The following is an 18,684-nucleotide window of genomic DNA, read 5'->3' on the forward strand; positions in this document are numbered from 1 at the left end:
ATCAAGCGTATTCGCTTATACATAAGCTTCATCCGTAAATACGATGAAGAAATCAAAGGCATACTCGAATCACTGCACGAGCTTGTAGATGCCAATAAAGATACGCATTTTGTTAAGCAAATCCATCTAATTGAAACCTTCAAAGGTGCTGGTTTCTTATCTGCTGTATCCCTCATGGGCGAGATTGGTGACTTTTCTGCATTTGCCAAGCCAAAACTTGTCGCCATGGGCGCTGTATCTCATAAAGTATGCAACATGATATTTGCAATACTTAGAGACAACAAAAGAAAGATATTTTCACCAAGGGATAAGTGCGCCCATTTTTAATCCCGAAAAAAAACAAAAATTTTTTTTGTTTAGTCATTGACATTTATTAGCTGGACTTTATAACTAGTACTATTAGTTTACCTCTAAAACAGCACCCCTTTCAAGGCATTCTAAAATGTTTTTCTGCAGTTTATATAAAATATTTTCACATGATACACCAACTAGTTGTGTAATTCCTCTATAAATGTTAAACTAAATCTTATCAAATAGAAAAGGAGTGTTTTCATGAAGAACAGAAAGTTCGCTTATGCGTTAATTTCTGCACTTGTATTAACTAGTGTCCCACCTGTAAATGCAGGTAACCTTTCTTTTGGCAATGGACAAATCGTACATGCAGAATCGTACCCACAATGGAGTGCAAAAAAAGTTTATAACACTGGAGACAAAGTAGTATTCAATGGAAGTATCTGGGAAGCCCAGTGGTATACAACCAATGAAGAACCTGGCTCAACTGGACAATGGGGCGTATGGCAGCAACGAGGAAGTGCTCAGGATATTACCCCTTCTACAGCACCTATGGAATCTGCCACACCATCTACTGGCATCAATCCTTGGGATAACCAAATCGTGTACCACGAAGGTGATATTGTATCTTATGGTGGTAAAAACTGGATTGCTGGCTGGTATTCCATCAACGAAACACCTGGAACAACCGGGCAATGGGGTGTATGGCAAGAATATAAAGGAACCTTAGCACCATCTGCTGCTCCTAGTATAGTTCCTTCCGTCGCACCATCCGCTGCTCCTAGTATAGCTCCTTCCATTGCACCATCCGTTGCTCCTAGTTCCGCTGCTCCTATTACTGTATCACCATCCCCATCTCCTATTGTTTCTGGCAAATTAGCAGATGGCTGGTATTACATCAAGAATGTAAATGCCCAGAAATATTTACAAGTAAAAAATAACACTGGCGCAAATGTACAGAATGTTGAAATCGGAACTGGTACTGGCGTTGCTGGTCAAAAATGGAATTTAGTAAACAATTCCGACGGCACCATCACATTAACTTCTGCTTTAGGAAATTACATGCTAGATATTGCCAACGGTGCAGATACAAACGGTGCTAACGTACAGATTTACAGTGCATGGGGTGGAGATGCCCAAAGATTTTACGTAACAGAAACAGCTACTAAGGGAGTTTACACCATCGGAACAAAAGCAAGTAGTGGAACCAAATATTTAGACGTAGCAAACCGCAGCACTGCTGATGGCGCAAACGTACAGCAGTACACCTTAAACGGCGGAACCAATCAGCAATGGGTATTTGAAAGTGTAGGTTCTGCACCAGCTGTAAGCCAAAGCCCTTCCATAGCTCCAAGCCAGCCTGCTGCATCTTCTGCACCAGACACCAGCATACCAAAACCATCCTCATGGCCTGCAACTACATATAACAAAATGATAGCAAATTCCTTCATTCAGACAGGAAATACCTATCGTATGATTAACGCAATCCAAAAAGCAATGAGAGGCGAGGATGTAACAATCGCTTATATCGGAGGTTCTATTACAGAAGGCGCTCTATCTACAACACATACTAAGAGCTATGCATATACCTTCTACAACATGTTCAAAGAAAGATTTGGCAAAAATGGCGGCAGCAATGTTCACTATGTAAATGCTGGCATGTCCGGCACTCCATCTTCTTTAGGTGTTATCCGTTACAGCCGTGACGTTGCTCCATCAAATCCTGACATCGTATTTGTTGAATTCGCAGTAAATGATGCAGATGACGTTACAAACGGAGATGCATACGAAAGTTTAGTACGTAATGTCATTAATACACCTAGCAAACCGGCCTGCATGCTAATCTTTAGTGTATTTAAACCAGACTGGAACTTACAAGACCGTATGATCCCAGTTGGAAAACAGTACAACTTACCTATGGTCAGTATCAAAAATGCTGTCGTTCCAGCCATAAAAGCTGGCCAGATTACTGCAAACCAGTTCTGGGCTAGTGATGGATGGCATCCTATGGATTATGGACATAAATTAATGGCTGATTCCATTATGTACTGTGTAGACCAGATGCTTGCAAAAGGAAAAGATGCTAACGATATTTCTGTTACCAATAATGCTGCAATTGGCAAGACATTTGATGGCATGACTATGGTAGATTCTCAAACAAGAATGGATGGTCTTTCTATCAATGCTGGTGGATTTAATGGCACAGATACAACACCTGGAAACTTCCAGTACAACAACCAGCCTAAATTTAAATACGACTGGAAACATGGCACAAACTCTGGCAATACAAGCTTTACTATGAAAGTAACCTGCAAGAGCATGTTATTCGCTTACAAACTAAGTAACAGCTCAAACGCTGGTAAAGTAGACATTTACATTGACGGCAAATACTCTCAGACAGTTGACAGTTATAAGAGTGGTGGCTGGAATAATCCTTGGGTAATTAAATTAATGGGCAATTCTACTTCTGCACAGCATACAATTGAAATTAAAATGGCTAACGGAAATGCTAATAAAGAATTTACGATTCTTGGATTTGGTGTTTCCAGATAAATATTTAAGAAAAGAAGACAAAACTTTACTGTAATGCAAAAAAATAAGAAGCTTCCACTTTATTTTCCTTAAAGTGGAAGCTTCTTATTGTCTTTATCCTTTTCTTCTTAATTTATCCTTCTCTTGCTTCATTTGGAATTTTAAAATAAGAAATCTGCTCATTTAACTGTTCTATAATCTTATCAACATCTTTTACGAGAGTTGAAATATTTTTCATATTCTGATCAATCATACAGATAAATGATGCTGTTTCCTGAGAAGTTGCAGCATTTTCTTCTGATACCGAAGATAAATCCTCAATTACATCCACAATTGTATTCTTTGCCACATCTACATTATGAACACTTGTCTGTACCTCTTTCACCGAATTGGTAACATCATCAACACTGCTACTCACCCTGCTGAAACTCTCATCCACCGCTGACAGCTTTTCCGTCTGTAAATTAGCATTCTCATTCAGCACCTGTGCTTTACTTGCAGTTGAACTGGCAGAAACAACCAAACGGTCTACAATCTCTTGAATCTGTAAAGATGCAGCTTGGGACTGGCTGCTCAAATTTCCAATCTCACCTGCAACAACCGCAAAACCTTTTCCTGCTTCTCCTGCCCTTGCTGCTTCTATGCTTGCATTTAAGCTCAGCAGATTTGTCTGGCTTGTAATATCCTGTATTGATAAAATGATCTCATTAATTGATTTCATTTCTTCTTCATTTTGCAAGGACTGATTTACAATATCGTCAATACTGGCTTTTGTATAATTAATAATCTGTACCAGTTCATTCATAATTCCCCTTGAACATTCAGATTGAGACTTTGTTTCTTCTGCTTTTATACCTGTTTCTGCCATCTGTGAATTAATAGTTTCAAGATTAGCAGATAACTCCTCTATCTGTGCCATAGCATTGGATGTATCACCCGCTTGTAACGTGCTTCCCTGTGCTACTTCATTCATTGCTTCTGTTACTTGGGAAACCCCTTCCATCGTACTCGTAATAGAATTGTTTAACTCATTTGAACTATGCAAAAGTACATCTGAACTTTCCTTCAATTTCTGGATAATAGTTCTGAATTTCCAGTTCAGGTTTCTTGTACAGTCTGCTAGCTTTCCTATTTCATCCGCCTGATTAAATTTAGAAATCCGCAAAGAAAATTCTAAATCCCCATCAGATAAATCATTCAGTTTTTTACTGACTTTTTGAAGTGGCACTATTATAATAAATCGAAGTGCTAAAAATAAAATCAGTATAACAAACAAACAAAAAATTGCTGACGTAACAATACTTTCCAAAACAGCCGAATGCACCATATGATTTAATGTCGCTTCATCTACAGGTACCCCTATGTTAAATGCACCCATTAACTCTCCATTTGCATATATCGGCTCAAGAATATCCAGCGTTCTTTTTCCTGATACAGAATCCGTATAATAATCACAGTAAGATTTTCCTTCTTTGCTTGCTGCTATGCTTCCTGGATCATCTAGCGTAATGCCAATTCTTTCATGATTGGAATGTGCAATTGCCTTAACAGTTCCATCTGCCTGTTCTGCCATATATACCACATAGTTGTACTCAGATTTTCCATTAATGGAATCCATTAATGCTTGGATTGTCTGTACATTAGAGGAACCCGTTTTTTCTTTTGATACTAGATCCTGTATATAAATTGCATATGCCTTTACCAGCTTCTGATCTTCGCATTTCAAAGCTGCTAACACCTGATTTTCTATACGCGCTGCCTCTCTATATGTAATCACAGTAAAAACAATACTAAGTGTAACTACTATAACCAAACTTAACTTAACCGAAATACTGGCTTTCTGTAATAATTTCATATATATCCCTCCACAGCTTATCAGGTAGCATAACATATAACTACCTTCTCTATATTTTAATCTCCTTTTTCCAAAAACATCATGCTTTCTTCAAACAGAAATCCCCCCCTTTTCCTGTATCATTAATCATTTATTCCTTGCAATCATCTCCATTCTCTGGCATTTTTTAAGCTTTCCAGACTTTTAACAGCACCCCCATGTTTATCTGGATTGCAGCACCAATTATCTTAAGCTTGTTTTACATTACATACTTAATCTCTTTAGAAAAAGAGTTTTCATTAACAACTCTCCATATAAAGTACAGGCAGAAACTGAATGTTTCTGCCTAACTAAAATAAATTCCGCTCTAACTTCTGGAAAAATACTGTTTTCTAATTTGCACAGGCTAATCCCTAATCTTAATATGCACTTCTCTTAACTGCTTTTCACTAATTTCATTAGGAGCTCCACACATTACATCCTGTGCATTACCGTTCATTGGGAATGCGATAACCTCCCGGATGTTTTCTTCGTTACGAAGTAACATAATCATACGGTCTACTCCTGGAGCCATACCAGCATGTGGTGGTGCACCAAACTGGAATGCATTGTACAGGGCACCGAATTTATTTTTCAGATCTTCTTCTGTATAACCGGCAATTTCAAATGCTTTCACCATAATCTTCATGTCGTGGTTACGAACCGCACCTGAAGACAGCTCAACACCATTGCATACAATATCATACTGATAAGCAAGAATGTCTAAAGGATCTTTTGTTTCTAAAGCTTCTAAACCACCCTGTGGCATGGAGAATGGGTTATGTGTAAAGATCGTTTTCTTTTCTTCCTTATCGTATTCAAACATTGGAAAGTCGTTTACGAAACAGAAACGGTAAGCATTCTTTTCTAATAAGTCAAGACGGCTGCCTAACTCTGTACGAATCTGGCCTGCATATAAAGCGGCTCTTTCTTCGTTATCTGCGATAAAGAAGATTGTATCGCCAGCTTCTAACTTGCCAATTTCTTTGATTTCATTTTTCATATCATCCGGAATAAACTTGTCAATAGGTCCCTTATAGGTCATGTCATCATTTACCACAAGATAACCAAGCCCACCCATGCCGATAGACTGAGCAAATTTTAACAATTTTTCATGGAACCCTTTGGACATGTCCGCATGTACTTTAATAGCACGTACTGTTTTGCCGTGGAAAGGCTTAAACGTACATCTTTGGAAAAAGTCTGTTGTATCCACGATTCTTAATGGGTTACGAAGATCAGGTTTATCTGTACCAAACTCAAGCATAGCCTGTTTGTAAGGAATTACAGGGAAAGGAGCTTCTGTTACAGCAGCCCCTTCTTTAGCAAATTTCTTAAATGTTTCTGTCAATACTTCTTCTCCTACACGGAATACATCTTCCTGTGTAGCAAAGCTCATTTCAAAGTCTAACTGATAAAACTCCCCTGGAGAACGGTCAGCACGAGCATCCTCATCACGAAAACAAGGAGCAATCTGGAAATATTTATCAAAACCAGATACCATTAAAAGCTGCTTATACTGCTGTGGAGCTTGTGGCAAAGCATAGAACTTTCCTTTGAATTTACGAGAAGGCACTACATAGTCACGGGCACCTTCTGGAGAGGATGCACAAAGGATTGGTGTCTGGATTTCCAGAAAGCCCATCTCCGTCATCTTCTGCCTTAAGAAACTGATTACCTGTGAACGGAAAACCATGTTATCTTTTACTTTTTTGTTACGTAAATCTAAATATCGATATTTTAAACGCACATCCTCACGGATTTCTTTTGAAGTCTGGACTTCAAATGGAAGCTGTGCATATACTTTACCAAGAATTTCAACTGCATGTGCTTCTAATTCAATTGTTCCTGTAGGAATCTTAGGATTAAATGTCTCTTCATCACGATGCTGGACAAGACCTTCTACACTAATACAGTCTTCTTTGTTAATTCCATCTAATAAGGCTGTGTCACGCATAACAACCTGCATCACGCCATACATATCACGTAAATCAATAAATGACACACCACCGTGGTCACGGATGTTTTCAACCCATCCCGCAATTTTCAGTGTTGTGCCTACATTCTCTTCACCAATTTTATCCATGGTGCAGTTACGGTAAATGTTTGAAGTGTTCATAATATTCTCCTTTTCATCTATAAGTTCAGGACGAACATTTAGTCCGCGGTACCACCTGAATTACTGAATATCAGTCACTTATTGGTATAAAACCCTGCTGCTTAACGCACAGCTTACGGCTCACCTACTACTTACATATAAGTTTCAGATTGCAGCTGATAAAGTGTTATTCACGTCAATTCATTTTGCAGAGCTCTCACCTGATCTCTACTCTCTGGGAACGATAATTGATGCTACTTCTCTTCGTCTTCGCCATTATTTAACTGCTTAAACAGTATCATCCTACTATAAGCATTTACCATATATTTTAAGCATGAAACCAAGAAAAGTCAAGGAGAAAGGCAAGATTCTGTCCCCTAAAACCAGCTGGATGTTCTAATGCAGACAGAAAATGCTGATAGCAAAGCATGGAACATGCCTGCCAGATGCCCATCCACATAAGCAAGACAAGAACTTTGCTCTCCCTTTGCAAATGAGCTAAGAAAATACTGCTCGGAAGCTTTGTAATACGCTTCTAAATTCTGCTTCTCACTTGCATGAAATTCAGCTTCCATAAATTCTTTTCGTAACTCCATTAATGCATCCAGATCAGGTTCATATCCAGCCGTTGCTTTTATACCATTTCTAACAATAGGTGTCTTTAGTATTTTCTACGGATAAAATATTCTGTATGGAGCAGTTCGTGTGCCTTGTCACTCAGTGGATAATCCAAGTATTTTTCATAAATATACTGAACAGCCTGATTTTCGCTGGATCGTCTAATTGGAAGGGCACGGTCTATCTCATTTAATCCTTCCATCCTTTGCTGCAAGGTTACTTCTCGTTTCTTAGCCTTTGGCTGTCCCCCTCCGCCGATACATCCGCCAGTACAAGCCATAATTTCAATGGCATGATAGAATTCTTCCCCCGAACGGATTTTATCTAACATTTTCTTCGCTTCTTTTAAGCCATATGTTACACCTATTTTCAGTTTTACATCCCCCACTTCAACATCACAGCTTCGGAAACTGTCCCAGCCTTGCAGGCTTTTAAATTCTATTTCATCTAATCTCTTTCCTGTTATCTTTTCCACTGCCACACGTGTTGCAGCTTCAATTACACCACCAGTACGGCCAAAAATAATTCCACCACCAGTATATTCTCCCATAATCTGATCAATTTCTTCCTCTTCCATCTCTTTCAAATCAATACCTGTATCCTTGAAAATATCAATTAAGTCATTGGTGGTAATGACATAATCCACATCATAATTTAACCCTTTGGAAAACTCCCTGCGTGAAGCTTCAAACTTTTTGGCAAGACATGGCATAATTGCAACAGAAATGATTCTGTCTCTTGGAATGCCTTTTTCTTTTCCCCAAAGATCCTTTGCTATCGTAGCAAACATCTGCATTGGTGATTTCGTAGTAGATGGAATATCAAGCATATCTCCATAATTGTGTTCTATAAATTTTACCCATGCTGGACAGCATGAAGTTAAAAGTGGCAGTTTCACATTGGGATCTCCTGCTTCATATCCTTCTAGTCTCTCAATTAATTCGTTAGCCTCTTCCATAATCGTTAAATCCGCTGCCCACGTTGTATCAAATACATAGTCAACACCAAGTCTTCTAAGTGCTGCTGCAACTCTCTTTTCTACATTTTCTCCTGGTTCAAATCCAAATGCTTCTCCTATGGCAACACGTACCGCTGGTGCCATCTGAGTAATTACCGTCATCTGAGGTGTTGCCAAATCACGCAAAAACTTCATGATATTATTTCCTGTAGTAATTGCACCAATTGGACAAGCAGAAGAACAGGCCCCGCAATGTGTACATTTCAGATAATCTATCTTATGCCTTTTCTTTACTTCGCCTTCTACGCAGTCCACTGGACAAGCACGCTTGCAAGCACCACAGCCGATACATTTTTCCGTAATGGTTAATTTCGTTAAATGATTGCAGCGAAGAGTTGGACAATGCTTCTCTTCCACATGTTCTTTCATTTCTTCGTAAAAATGCTCAATGATCTGTCCAATGGTACTGTATTCCTGTGCTGCTTTCCGCTTGGAATCTTCTGATAATCCACGAAGCAAGAAGACATCTCGCATGGTAGCACGGCCTTTGGCAATCTGATCTAAAATTTTCAGCATGGCATAAAATTCATCTTTTGCCCAAAGATAACGTGCTATCTGCTCCCTTTCCATTTTACCAATTAAATACTGCAGATAATATTTTGCATACTGAATAATACATTCATCTTCCGAAAGTACAATGACCGCTTTGCATACACCGCCTTTAAATATTTTAAAATCAATTGGCTTATCTAAATCTTCTTCTATGTACAAACGTCCACAAGGAATTCCTACCTGAATAGCTTTTAGTTTCTTTCCTTCTAATAACCCACCAGCACTTTCTAATACATCCCGAATGGTAGAATCTTTCTTAATTTCCTGAATGCTTGGTTCTTTTACTGCTCCAGAAATCGCAACATAATACCCATCCTTTTTGTTATACTCCTCTAATTCCTGTTCACTAAAAATAGTAAATACTGAGCCGATAGAGGATTTCAGCATTGAATTTCTTTTCTGTTTCATATAATTTCCTATACCTTTCTAATCATTATTTTCCTGTTTTCAGGTTTTGTGCTTAAATCTATAAACATATTAAATGATTGTTAGGATTTTGACAATGTTTTTTGAAAATTTTTTATGTTTCAGGAAATAGTTAATAAATCACATAAAACTCTGCTTTAAGGCAAAATGACACTTTATACTCCATAAAGTATAAAGTGTCTCTATGCAGCTACTATTTTCTCTTACTAATCATTGAACCAGATAGCCCTATTAATCCAATAATCAATGCCACAACAAAACAGCCTTACTCTTTCTTCCTAGACATCAGCGGCCAAATGGTAAACACCAGTAACAAAACCAAAAGCACATATGCCATTCCATTGGAAGCTAAAAATCCACTTGGAGCAAAGCCTCCAACCCATCCTGACACTTGCAGTACAATTCCTATCAGTCCGATAATGGAACCACCTGCTACAAGACCAGAAGACAAACTGATTCCATTTTCCACTTTAATCTCTTTGTCTTTTTCACTATTTGCCGTTTTTTCAAGAAACAGACGAACCAATGCACCTGCCAAGATAATGGATGTTGTTGCAATTGGCAGATAGAATCCAATAGCCACTGTCATAATTGGGAGTTTCAGCAGGTAAAGCACAATCCCAAATACAACTCCAACAATAATCATGTGCCAAGGAAGCTCACCTGACATAATACCCGCTGTCAAAGTTGAGATTAAATTTGCCTGTGGAAGTGCAAATGCCACATTATCTCCTGTCATGGCTAACTGGTCAGATAGCACTTTAATAACTCCAATAACAACAAATACACCGATAATACCTGCTGCTGCAAAATATTTGTCCATTTCCTCTTTCTTGCCACCAATTAAATAAGTAACTTTTTGAGACTGACAATACCCGCCAGCTACGGAAATAGCAGTTACAATAAAAGTACCAAATAACAGCAGTATTTTATTATCTGCTGCCCCTTTCCAGCCCATAATGACAAAGAGCAAAGTCAAAATAACTAAAGAAGCAATCGTCATGCCAGACACTGGCAAATTGGAAGTACCGATGGTTCCTGTTAATCTTCCAGAAACAATTACAAAAAGCAAAGACAACACAAAACTGAAAACTGCACCTAAAATCGCCATCCAGAGATTGCCCCCTGAAATGAGAAATGCAGTTACAAATCCAATGGCTATTCCAATCAGTAACATTAAAGAGGCGAAACTTGAGGATTCTTCCCTTTTTTCTTTCTTCGCCCCTACAGTCTCACGAACGGATGATACAATAGCTGGAATCAGACGGATTGCACCAATCAGGCCACCTGACAGCATCATGCCTGCCCCAATGTATTTTACATAACTGCCAGAGATGTGATTTACCATCATAGAAGATAAGGCCACACCGTCATTGTTCCAGATAAACGCTCCTTCTCTTGCAAAACCAGAGAAATAACTGATTAAAGGCAGGACTGCAAAATTAGCTAAAACAGAGCCTGCAAACATAATCACGGCTACGTCCACTCCTACAATAAAACCAATTCCAAGCAAAAGAGGATTTACTTCTAATTCCAGTTTCCATTTATAAAATCGCTCGTTCACATAAGAAATCACCGTGTTGGCCATGTTTAAAAATGAACCAGATACCACAGTAAGCAGACCACCTACGGCAAAACCAATTCCCATATATTTCATGGATTCACCAGCACCTTCTGATGCTACTAACGTTTCTGATATTGCAAGGGCTTCTGGGTACATTAAGTTACCATGTTCCTCTACAATAAAATTCTTGTAAACGAAAGAAGAAACGCCAATTCCAAACAGAACGCCTCCTGCACTAACAAGAAATCCTTCCCAGAACGTAAAGTTCTTCCCAATTAAAATAACCGCTGGCAGAAGAAAAATGATTCCACTGGCTATAGATTCCCCCCCACTAGCCATTCCCTGTACAATATTCTTTCCAAGGATTCCTCTCCTTTTTGCAAAGACTGCCACAAGACCAGAACCTATAATAGAACCTGGTATACCTGCCGCCACAGTAAGACCTGACTTCATTCCTGAATAAGCTGTGGAGGCAGCAAATAAAATTGCAAGTACTGCCCCAATAATGAAAACAGCTCCATTTCCTCCAGTACGATCCTTTTGTGTGACATATGGAATGTACTCTTTTCCATCAACGTCACCATAGGCTCCTTTTGGTAATTTCTTTTCCATTTTTTCGCCTCTCTGTATTATTTTCTTTTGCATACAATACAATATACATTTTTTACGAATCAGGTTTATTTTATGTAATTATTCCAGTCAGAATTTTTATTATTTTCTAGAAATTTTTTCCTTCTGACAGTGAGCAAAGATAAATCATTACCTATCTGGCAATAAAGAGGAATTTAATATGCAGATACTGTCCACATTAATCTTTTAGTGAAATTTTTGACGATATATGATACAATAAAGGTTATAAATTCTAACTTATAAAAAGGGAGGAAATCAATGAAAGAATTTAATTATGATCAAATCTGTGAAATGTTAATTGGTTCCACCTTCTTAGCCGGTGGTGCTGGTGGCTCTTTAGAGGCGGGTCTAAAGCTTTTTGAGAACCTGAAGGAAGAAACACTGAAACTTTATGAAATAGGTGATTTGGAAGATACACCTGAAACATCAGCTGAATATGCTTCTATTCTGGCTGTCATGGGTTCTCCATCCGAACTTGAGGAACATGACTTTGCATCCATTTTATCAAACACGATTCTTCAGATGAGAAAACGTTGTACGGCATGTTCTACATATAAAAAAATAACACATGTAATACCATTTGCTTACGGTGGTGTCAGCACTGCAATTCCAGCTTATCTGGCATTAACCAATGACGAGTTTAAACTTGCCGATGCAGACGGTTCTGGACGTGCAGTTCCATCTCTTGATACGGCCTTAGTATCCTTAAATGGGGCACCAATCACTCCATTTGTTATGGCAAACGAAACGAATGACAGTATGTGCATTGACCTTGCCAATGACACTGACGCCGCTCAATGCCAAATTGTAAGCCACAGCTTAAGAACAACCTCTCCATTATTTACTTCAGTAAATGGAGCAGCAGGATGGCCAATTAAATCTTCTGAGTTAAAAACATATGCCAATCCGAACAGCTTAACTTATGCTCAGAAACTTGGTGCCTGCATCAGCCAGTACATAAAAGCCAAAGGCGAAAAAACAAATACTTCTGTATTTGATTATTTAAATGCACATATGGAAGATTTCAAAGGATGTGCACTTGGCGATAATACAAAAGGCTCTTTTACTACTCTTGCAAAAGCTGGAAAGAGAAAATTACAAAATGGAAAGGAATTTGGAGTAATTCAGATTTACACCAAGTGTCCAGACGACAACATCCAATGGGAAATCCGTTTTATCAATGAAAGCATGGTCATTTTCCAGAACAGCAAATCTGCTTTAGATGCTCCTGTTATTACAGCTCCAAGTGTAATTACCATTTTCGATGAAACCGATAATATCCCATTAACAAATGATTATATTCTAGCACATATCGAGGAATTAAAGGATCACAAAGTAACCCTTGGCGTTATGCCTGCTCCTGCAAAATGGTGGGAAAACCGTGAAGTAAAAGATATGACGGAAATCTGGCGTAAATCCTACGACGAGATAGATTATCGCGGATTCTGCCTGCGTTATGACAATATTGAGGGACGTCTATAGTCTATCGTCTATTCTTAATTGGTTTCTAACATAAAAAGAGATGGAAACGAAAATGGCAAGAAAAAAGACCTCTATACCAGAAATGGTATGGGGTCTTTTTTCTACACAGAATACCTGTCTCTTATCCCGTTTACTGCATTGCCCAAAGTGCACTTTTTCAAACGCTTCTTTTTCATAATCTGGAATAAGAAAGGAATTATTCTTGCCTTTTTAACAATGAAAATACACATTTAACTCTTGGCACATACTTGCGCATAATCAAAGCACATGTCAATTCTTCTACGGCAGCCAGACACGCTATTCCGCAAATGATTTCACTTGCAATTGCCACGTTTACAACTAATATCAAATAAGGAAAAATAAGAAGTAAAAATCCTGTAACACTATTCATAACAGTATTGAATGAAAGTGGATGGCGGAATTTTGCCATACATACAAAATGTGCAAATGTTTTTAAAACGCCTGTTGAAATAATCATAATATAATCCCACTCTGGTATGTATACAAGTGCATATAACAGAAGTTTCACTAAAATCAGTATGTTAAAAATAATATCTGAAATACTATCAAAGGAAGCATTTTCGGTATTGTAAACCCCAAATGTTTTCGGTATTAGCAGCCCAATCACTTTTGCAACAATATGTAAAGAATAAACGCAAACAAACAGCGTCGATAACGTTGGAATAAAAAGCAGTCCCAACGTACATATCAGTTTAAAATATGTATTCACAAGTAATATTTTCTTCATTTAGCTCCCCCTTTCCATATATCTTCTCCATTCCAAAATCTAACAGTCAATTTCTTTAACCACAGTCTTTTACTAATAGCATCTATTTTTACACTCATATCCTTGCCCTTTTAAAATTCCGACTTCTCACAAGGTAATAAGCTGCCAGTACAATTACTCCTGTAATAGCCCAGGAAATCGGATACACAATCAGCAATGTAACAAACCCTGTAAACTTTCTACATATATACCAGATCCACCAGAGACGGAATATGCAAGTCCCGAAAACCGTTAGAACCGCTGGCAACATAGAATTTCCCATACCACGTAATGCCGCTCCTGCAATCTCGTATGTTGATGCCATGCAGTTCACAGTCAAAATCCAGACAATGCGAGCAGATGCATAATGTGCAACATTTTGCTTTGTTGTAAATAAACGTATAAAAAATCCTCTATTTATTACGATAGTCAAACTAAGGGTTCCCGTTAGTATTATGCTAAGCAATATACAAATTCTGAAAATCCGTTTGCACCTCTCAAACTCTCCTGCACCAAAATTCTGGCTTGTGAAGGTAACTGCCGTCTGATTAAATGCACTAATAATAAAATAAGTTATAAACTCATAATTCAAGGAAATTGCGGATCCCGAGACTGCATCCGATCCAAACTTATTCAAAGCGACCTGAATAAATATATTGGCAACGGAAAAGACCATTCCCTGTAATCCAGCTGGTATGCCAATTCTCAGTATTTTATCCAATTCCTTTTTCGTAATCTTGAGTTTCCTGCACTCTACTTTTAATGATTCCTCCTCTCTAAATAAAAAACATAACACCATCAAGGCATTCACTATATTTGACACAACGGTAGCAATTGCAACGCCTGCAACTCCCAGATGAAATACGATAACCAGCAAAAGATTCAATGCTGCATTGATAATTCCCGATATCAGCAGACAATAAAAAGGTCTTTTCGTATCTCCTTTGCTCCTTAAGATAGAAGCTCCAAAATTATAAATCATAATAAATGGCATTCCCAAAAAATATATTCGCAAATACAGAATCCCTTGCTGCAGCACATCCTCTGGTGTTTTTAGAGCAGCTAAAATAGGTCTTGATATTGCCAAACCCAAAACAAGCAAGAAAATACCACTAATCAATGCCACAACCAATGATGTATGTACGGCATCTTGAATGTTCTTTCTTTTGCTTTGATCCTGCCCGATATAATTTGCGATAACCACATTGGTACCAATAGATATTCCAACAAAAAGGTTTAATAACAGATTAATAACAGGTCCGTTACAGCCAACTGCAGCCTGTGCCTGACTACTGCCATAATGGCCTACAACAGCCACATCTACCGCATTAAACAACTGCTGTAATATACTGCTTGCCGCTAGGGGTAACGCAAACAATAGCAGTTTGTCCCACAAAGAACCTGTCAACATATAACTACGTTCTGTATTCATACAGCCATTTTTCCCGACTAAGCTCATTTAAACACTTTCTTTCGTTCTAGTTGATTACTAATATCATAAACAATAAACCAAATAAAGGCAAATAATTTTTCAAATATTGAACAAAGTGTACGTTTTTATGTAGGGAACGGAGTTTTTGAGGCTTTGTTATGGATTTTCTGCCATATAAAAAAGACATTTTCATATAGCAATAACTATACTCTAATGTCTTTTTCCGATTATATTATTCCATACTATTATTAAATCTTATACTCTTTTATTAGAAAGTAAAAATTTAATTTTCCCTTAAATATCACATTATTTTAAGGGAATTTTTTAATATTTGAAGGAATCACTTTAATCTATAATAACAAGTGGTCTTCCCTGAGCCTTCTCTTTTTAATTCTCCAGATGCTACTAACTTTCGTAGTGCCCCTTCAATAGAACTTATACTAATTGAAGGACAAAGTTCATGAATATCTTGCTTGGTAAAACGTCCTAACTTATTCATAGTTGCACGTCTTACCATTTCAAGGGTGGGTAACTTTGTTTCTACAAGAGCAAATCGTTCTTCAAAATCCTTGTATGCAGCAAGAACAGTTCCAAGTAAGTATTTAATGAATGGAACAACATCCTCCGTACCTTCATGCCAACCGTCCTGTGCTTGACCTAGTGCGTCATAATATAAATCTTTATTTTTTGCAATTTTAGCTTCCAAAGAAATATATTTACCCACATAAAAGCCATTTCTGTATAACAACAGGGTTGTAAGCAAACGGCTCATTCTGCCATTACCATCGTTAAAAGGATGAATACAGAGGAAATCATGAATAAAAATTGGAATTGCAATTAACGGTTCTACTTCCATATTTCCTATCACTCGATTGTACTCTTCGCATATTTTATTCAATGCCTCTGGTGTTTCATATGGAACAAGTGGTGTAAACAGCGTTTCAACATGTCCATCTGGATATGTGACACTAATATAGTTCTGTACACTTTTGGTTTTGCCTGCCATCGGGTTATTCATATGACTGTACAAAATCTTATGAAGCTGAAGGATATAGTTCTGTGAGATAGGAATCACATCAAAACTTTCATGAATAATATTTAACACGTCACGATAGCCTGCAATTTCTTGTTCATCACGATTTTTAGGTGTTGTCTTTTCTTCTACCAACTGCTTGATACGGGTATTTGTTGTCACAATCCCCTCAATAGCATTAGATGCTTCTGTACTCTGTATTTTTGCAATCTCAACTAGTTTTTCTAACTCTTCTGGTCTCTGTTTAAGATACATTTCTTGTTTTCCAGCTTCTTTATATACTGCAGCTATTAAACCCAAGATATCTGAATCCCATTTCCGATTTTTAATTTCAGAATAATTAAAGTTTCTCACAACCTCACCTCCATTGTTTCCCTTAAATAATAGCATGCTTCAAGTGAAACATCAACAGTATTTCCTGACCCTTTAAACGTTGGCATCCTTTTACTTTCCCATGTGTCCTTCATATTTTTAAGTTCTGAAGAAAAACTACCATTAATTATCATTTTAAGTTGTTTGATTACTCTCAAGTTCTTTCAATGACCTATCGTCCTTCGTTTTCCAATCCACATTTCCATTAGATATATGCCCAAGTACAGCCACAGATGCAGCCGATGGTGCCGTTGAACTCATAATCTCTTTGGAATACGTCATTCTTTATCACTATTATCTATAAATTCCTTTTAATTCTCAAGATACCTAATAAGAGCTCTGTTTAAATCCCTACCAATAAAAATCACAGCTGTATTCCAGTAATACTTCTCTTTTTCAGACTGATAGTCTCTCAAATGCTAGACAAGTCTTTCCTTAACATTTTCAGTTTCTCCAACATATAGAATCAGAGCCATCATCTTCTTTGCAGAATAAAAAATATACTCCTGCTTTAGTTATATCATCACGAGTACAAGCTGAAACCTTAATTCGAGGTATCTTTATTGCCTTTCCATTCCCGTTTGATAGTTCTGCAGTAATCAAACTGTCCACTATTCATTTACCAGAACTAATTCTATTGATTTTCCATATGTCATTTTAGTCCTATAAACCCCTTATTTCAAGTCTTTTCAAACTTCTATTTCTATACTTTACTCAACATTACCACAGTCTCTACATGCTCCGTAAACGGAAACATATCCACTGGATAAATATCTCTTCCCTGATATCCATGCTTATAAAGATACTCCAAATCTCTAGCCATGGTTTCCGGATTACAGGAGATATACACAATTTTCTTAGGCGCAAGCTTTACGACAGAAGATAAAAATGCCTCATCACTCCCACTTCTAGGAGGGTCCATAAAAACCACATCGGCCTTTTCTCCGTCCTTTGCCATGCCAGCCATGAACTTACCTGCATCCTGATTATAAAACTTAATATTCTTTACTCCATTTCGCTTTGCATTGATAATGGCATCTTTCACCGCATCTTTGTTAAGTTCTGCACCAATAACTTCTTTTGCATGTTTACTTGCAATGATACCAATAGTACCAATTCCACAATATGCATCAATAACACGCTCTTTTCCTGTCAGGCCAGCCAGTTTTATTGCCTTATTATAAAGAACCTCTGTCTGCACTGGATTCACCTGATAAAACGACTGCGGAGAAATACGGAATACACAGTCACATAACGTATCCTCAATAAATCCCTTGCCATAAAGGACAATGTCTCGCTCCCCAAGAACCATACTAGTTCTTTTATCATTCACATTTAGCACGACAGTTGAAATCTCTGGATGAAGCTTACGAAGTGCCTTCACAAAATTATTCTTGGATGGCAGGATTGGACTGGATACCACAAGCACTACCATCACCTGTCCACTGGCATGTCCTGTTCTTACAAGCACATGACGAAGCAGGCCATAACCTGAATCTTCATTATAAATCTTGATTTTAAAAGATTTGCATAAATCACGAATACTCGCAATAATGGCATCTGCTAATTTATTTTCAATCATACATTCGTCAACAGCGACTACTCTGTGTGATTTTTCTTCATAAACCCCTGAAATAATGGTTCCATCACGTAGTCGGTCAAATACAGCATGTACTTTATTGCGGTAATGGTAAGGATCTTTCATTCCTATGATATCATGAACTTTTCCAAAATCTTTTAACAGATGAATCACATGTCCCTGTTTCTTCTCAAGCTGTTTTTCATAAACTATTCCCTGATACGTACATCCTCCACATTTCCTTGCATAAACACATTTATCATTTTCCTGCTTTACCTGTTTTGTCATTCTTGCACCTTCACTCTTTCTATGGCCTATTTCTTTGGCTAGGCAATTTATTCTTTCACTCTGTTTAGCATTATACCCTGTTTCCCAATTCTGTGCTACTTTTTTTTACATTGTATTATCTGCTAGTTGG

At 37.7% G+C, this 18,684-nt stretch carries 12 protein-coding genes, 1 pseudogene and 1 other annotated feature; of the genes and pseudogenes, 3 read left to right on the forward strand and 10 right to left on the reverse strand.

Translation table 11 applies throughout. The features are described 5' to 3' along the window. Together BMY85_RS09670 and BMY85_RS09675 are read left to right on the forward strand one after the other, a co-directional pair. A pseudogene (locus BMY85_RS09670) lies at nt 1-327 on the forward strand (IS110 family transposase); the annotation flags it as partial. 225 nt (nt 328-552) lie between these two features. Next, nucleotides 553-2,844: an RICIN domain-containing protein gene (locus BMY85_RS09675; RefSeq protein ID WP_092478075.1), complete on the forward strand. Its 2,292-nt coding sequence runs from the start codon at nt 553-555 to the stop codon at nt 2,842-2,844. A gap of 112 nt (nt 2,845-2,956) precedes the next feature. On the opposite strand, the gene BMY85_RS09680 is transcribed toward BMY85_RS09675, so the two are convergent. The 5 genes from BMY85_RS09680 to BMY85_RS09700 form a co-directional block, all read right to left on the reverse strand. Beyond that, nucleotides 2,957-4,678, reverse strand: a complete 1,722-nt coding sequence (locus BMY85_RS09680) for a methyl-accepting chemotaxis protein (RefSeq protein WP_177180732.1) — start codon at nt 4,676-4,678, stop codon at nt 2,957-2,959. Nucleotides 4,679-5,063: 385 nt separating this feature from the next. Then, nucleotides 5,064-6,815 (reverse strand): aspartate--tRNA ligase, encoded by a 1,752-nt coding sequence (gene aspS, locus BMY85_RS09685; RefSeq protein WP_092478077.1) that lies wholly within the window; start codon nt 6,813-6,815, stop codon nt 5,064-5,066. A gap of 23 nt (nt 6,816-6,838) precedes the next feature. Then, nucleotides 6,839-7,074 (reverse strand) — a binding site (T-box leader). Nucleotides 7,075-7,171: 97 nt separating this feature from the next. Next, the gene (locus BMY85_RS09690) at nt 7,172-7,390 is read right to left on the reverse strand and encodes a hypothetical protein (RefSeq protein ID WP_092478078.1); all 219 of its coding nucleotides are present in this window, start codon (nt 7,388-7,390) and stop codon (nt 7,172-7,174) included. A 65-nt stretch (nt 7,391-7,455) separates the two neighbouring features. Further along, entirely contained in the window at nt 7,456-9,390 is a 1,935-nt protein-coding gene (locus BMY85_RS09695) for a [FeFe] hydrogenase, group A (protein ID WP_092478079.1), read from the reverse strand. 283 nt (nt 9,391-9,673) lie between these two features. Next, nucleotides 9,674-11,584, reverse strand: a complete 1,911-nt coding sequence (locus tag BMY85_RS09700) for an OPT family oligopeptide transporter (protein WP_092478080.1) — start codon at nt 11,582-11,584, stop codon at nt 9,674-9,676. Nucleotides 11,585-11,860: 276 nt separating this feature from the next. Between BMY85_RS09700 and BMY85_RS09705 the strand changes: the two genes are divergently transcribed. Then, on the forward strand, nt 11,861-13,084 hold the full coding sequence (locus tag BMY85_RS09705; protein WP_092478081.1) for an S-methyl thiohydantoin desulfurase domain-containing protein: 1,224 nt from the start codon (nt 11,861-11,863) through the stop codon (nt 13,082-13,084). A 196-nt stretch (nt 13,085-13,280) separates the two neighbouring features. On the opposite strand, the gene BMY85_RS09710 is transcribed toward BMY85_RS09705, so the two are convergent. The 5 genes from BMY85_RS09710 to rlmD all read right to left on the reverse strand — a co-directional run bounded on the left by BMY85_RS09710 (nt 13,281) and on the right by rlmD (nt 18,554). Further along, nucleotides 13,281-13,832 (reverse strand): hypothetical protein, encoded by a 552-nt coding sequence (locus tag BMY85_RS09710; RefSeq protein ID WP_092478082.1) that lies wholly within the window; start codon nt 13,830-13,832, stop codon nt 13,281-13,283. 94 nt (nt 13,833-13,926) lie between these two features. After that, nucleotides 13,927-15,309 carry an MATE family efflux transporter gene (locus BMY85_RS09715; RefSeq protein WP_242939717.1) on the reverse strand — a complete coding sequence of 461 codons (1,383 nt, stop codon included), beginning with the start codon at nt 15,307-15,309 and terminating at the stop codon, nt 13,927-13,929. Between the two features lie 313 nt (nt 15,310-15,622). Beyond that, nucleotides 15,623-16,669 carry a Fic family protein gene (locus tag BMY85_RS09720; protein WP_092478083.1) on the reverse strand — a complete coding sequence of 349 codons (1,047 nt, stop codon included), beginning with the start codon at nt 16,667-16,669 and terminating at the stop codon, nt 15,623-15,625. 153 nt (nt 16,670-16,822) lie between these two features. Then, the gene (locus BMY85_RS15765) at nt 16,823-16,969 is read right to left on the reverse strand and encodes a DUF4357 domain-containing protein (protein WP_207646545.1); all 147 of its coding nucleotides are present in this window, start codon (nt 16,967-16,969) and stop codon (nt 16,823-16,825) included. Nucleotides 16,970-17,390: 421 nt separating this feature from the next. Continuing rightward, nucleotides 17,391-18,554, reverse strand: a complete 1,164-nt coding sequence (gene rlmD / locus BMY85_RS09730) for a 23S rRNA (uracil(1939)-C(5))-methyltransferase RlmD (protein WP_092478084.1) — start codon at nt 18,552-18,554, stop codon at nt 17,391-17,393. Between the last annotated feature and the right edge of the window lie 130 nt (nt 18,555-18,684).

The sequence above is a fragment of the [Clostridium] polysaccharolyticum genome, assembly GCF_900111595.1.
GTDB classification, from domain to species: Bacteria; Bacillota; Clostridia; order Lachnospirales; family Lachnospiraceae; genus Clostridium_AI; species Clostridium_AI polysaccharolyticum.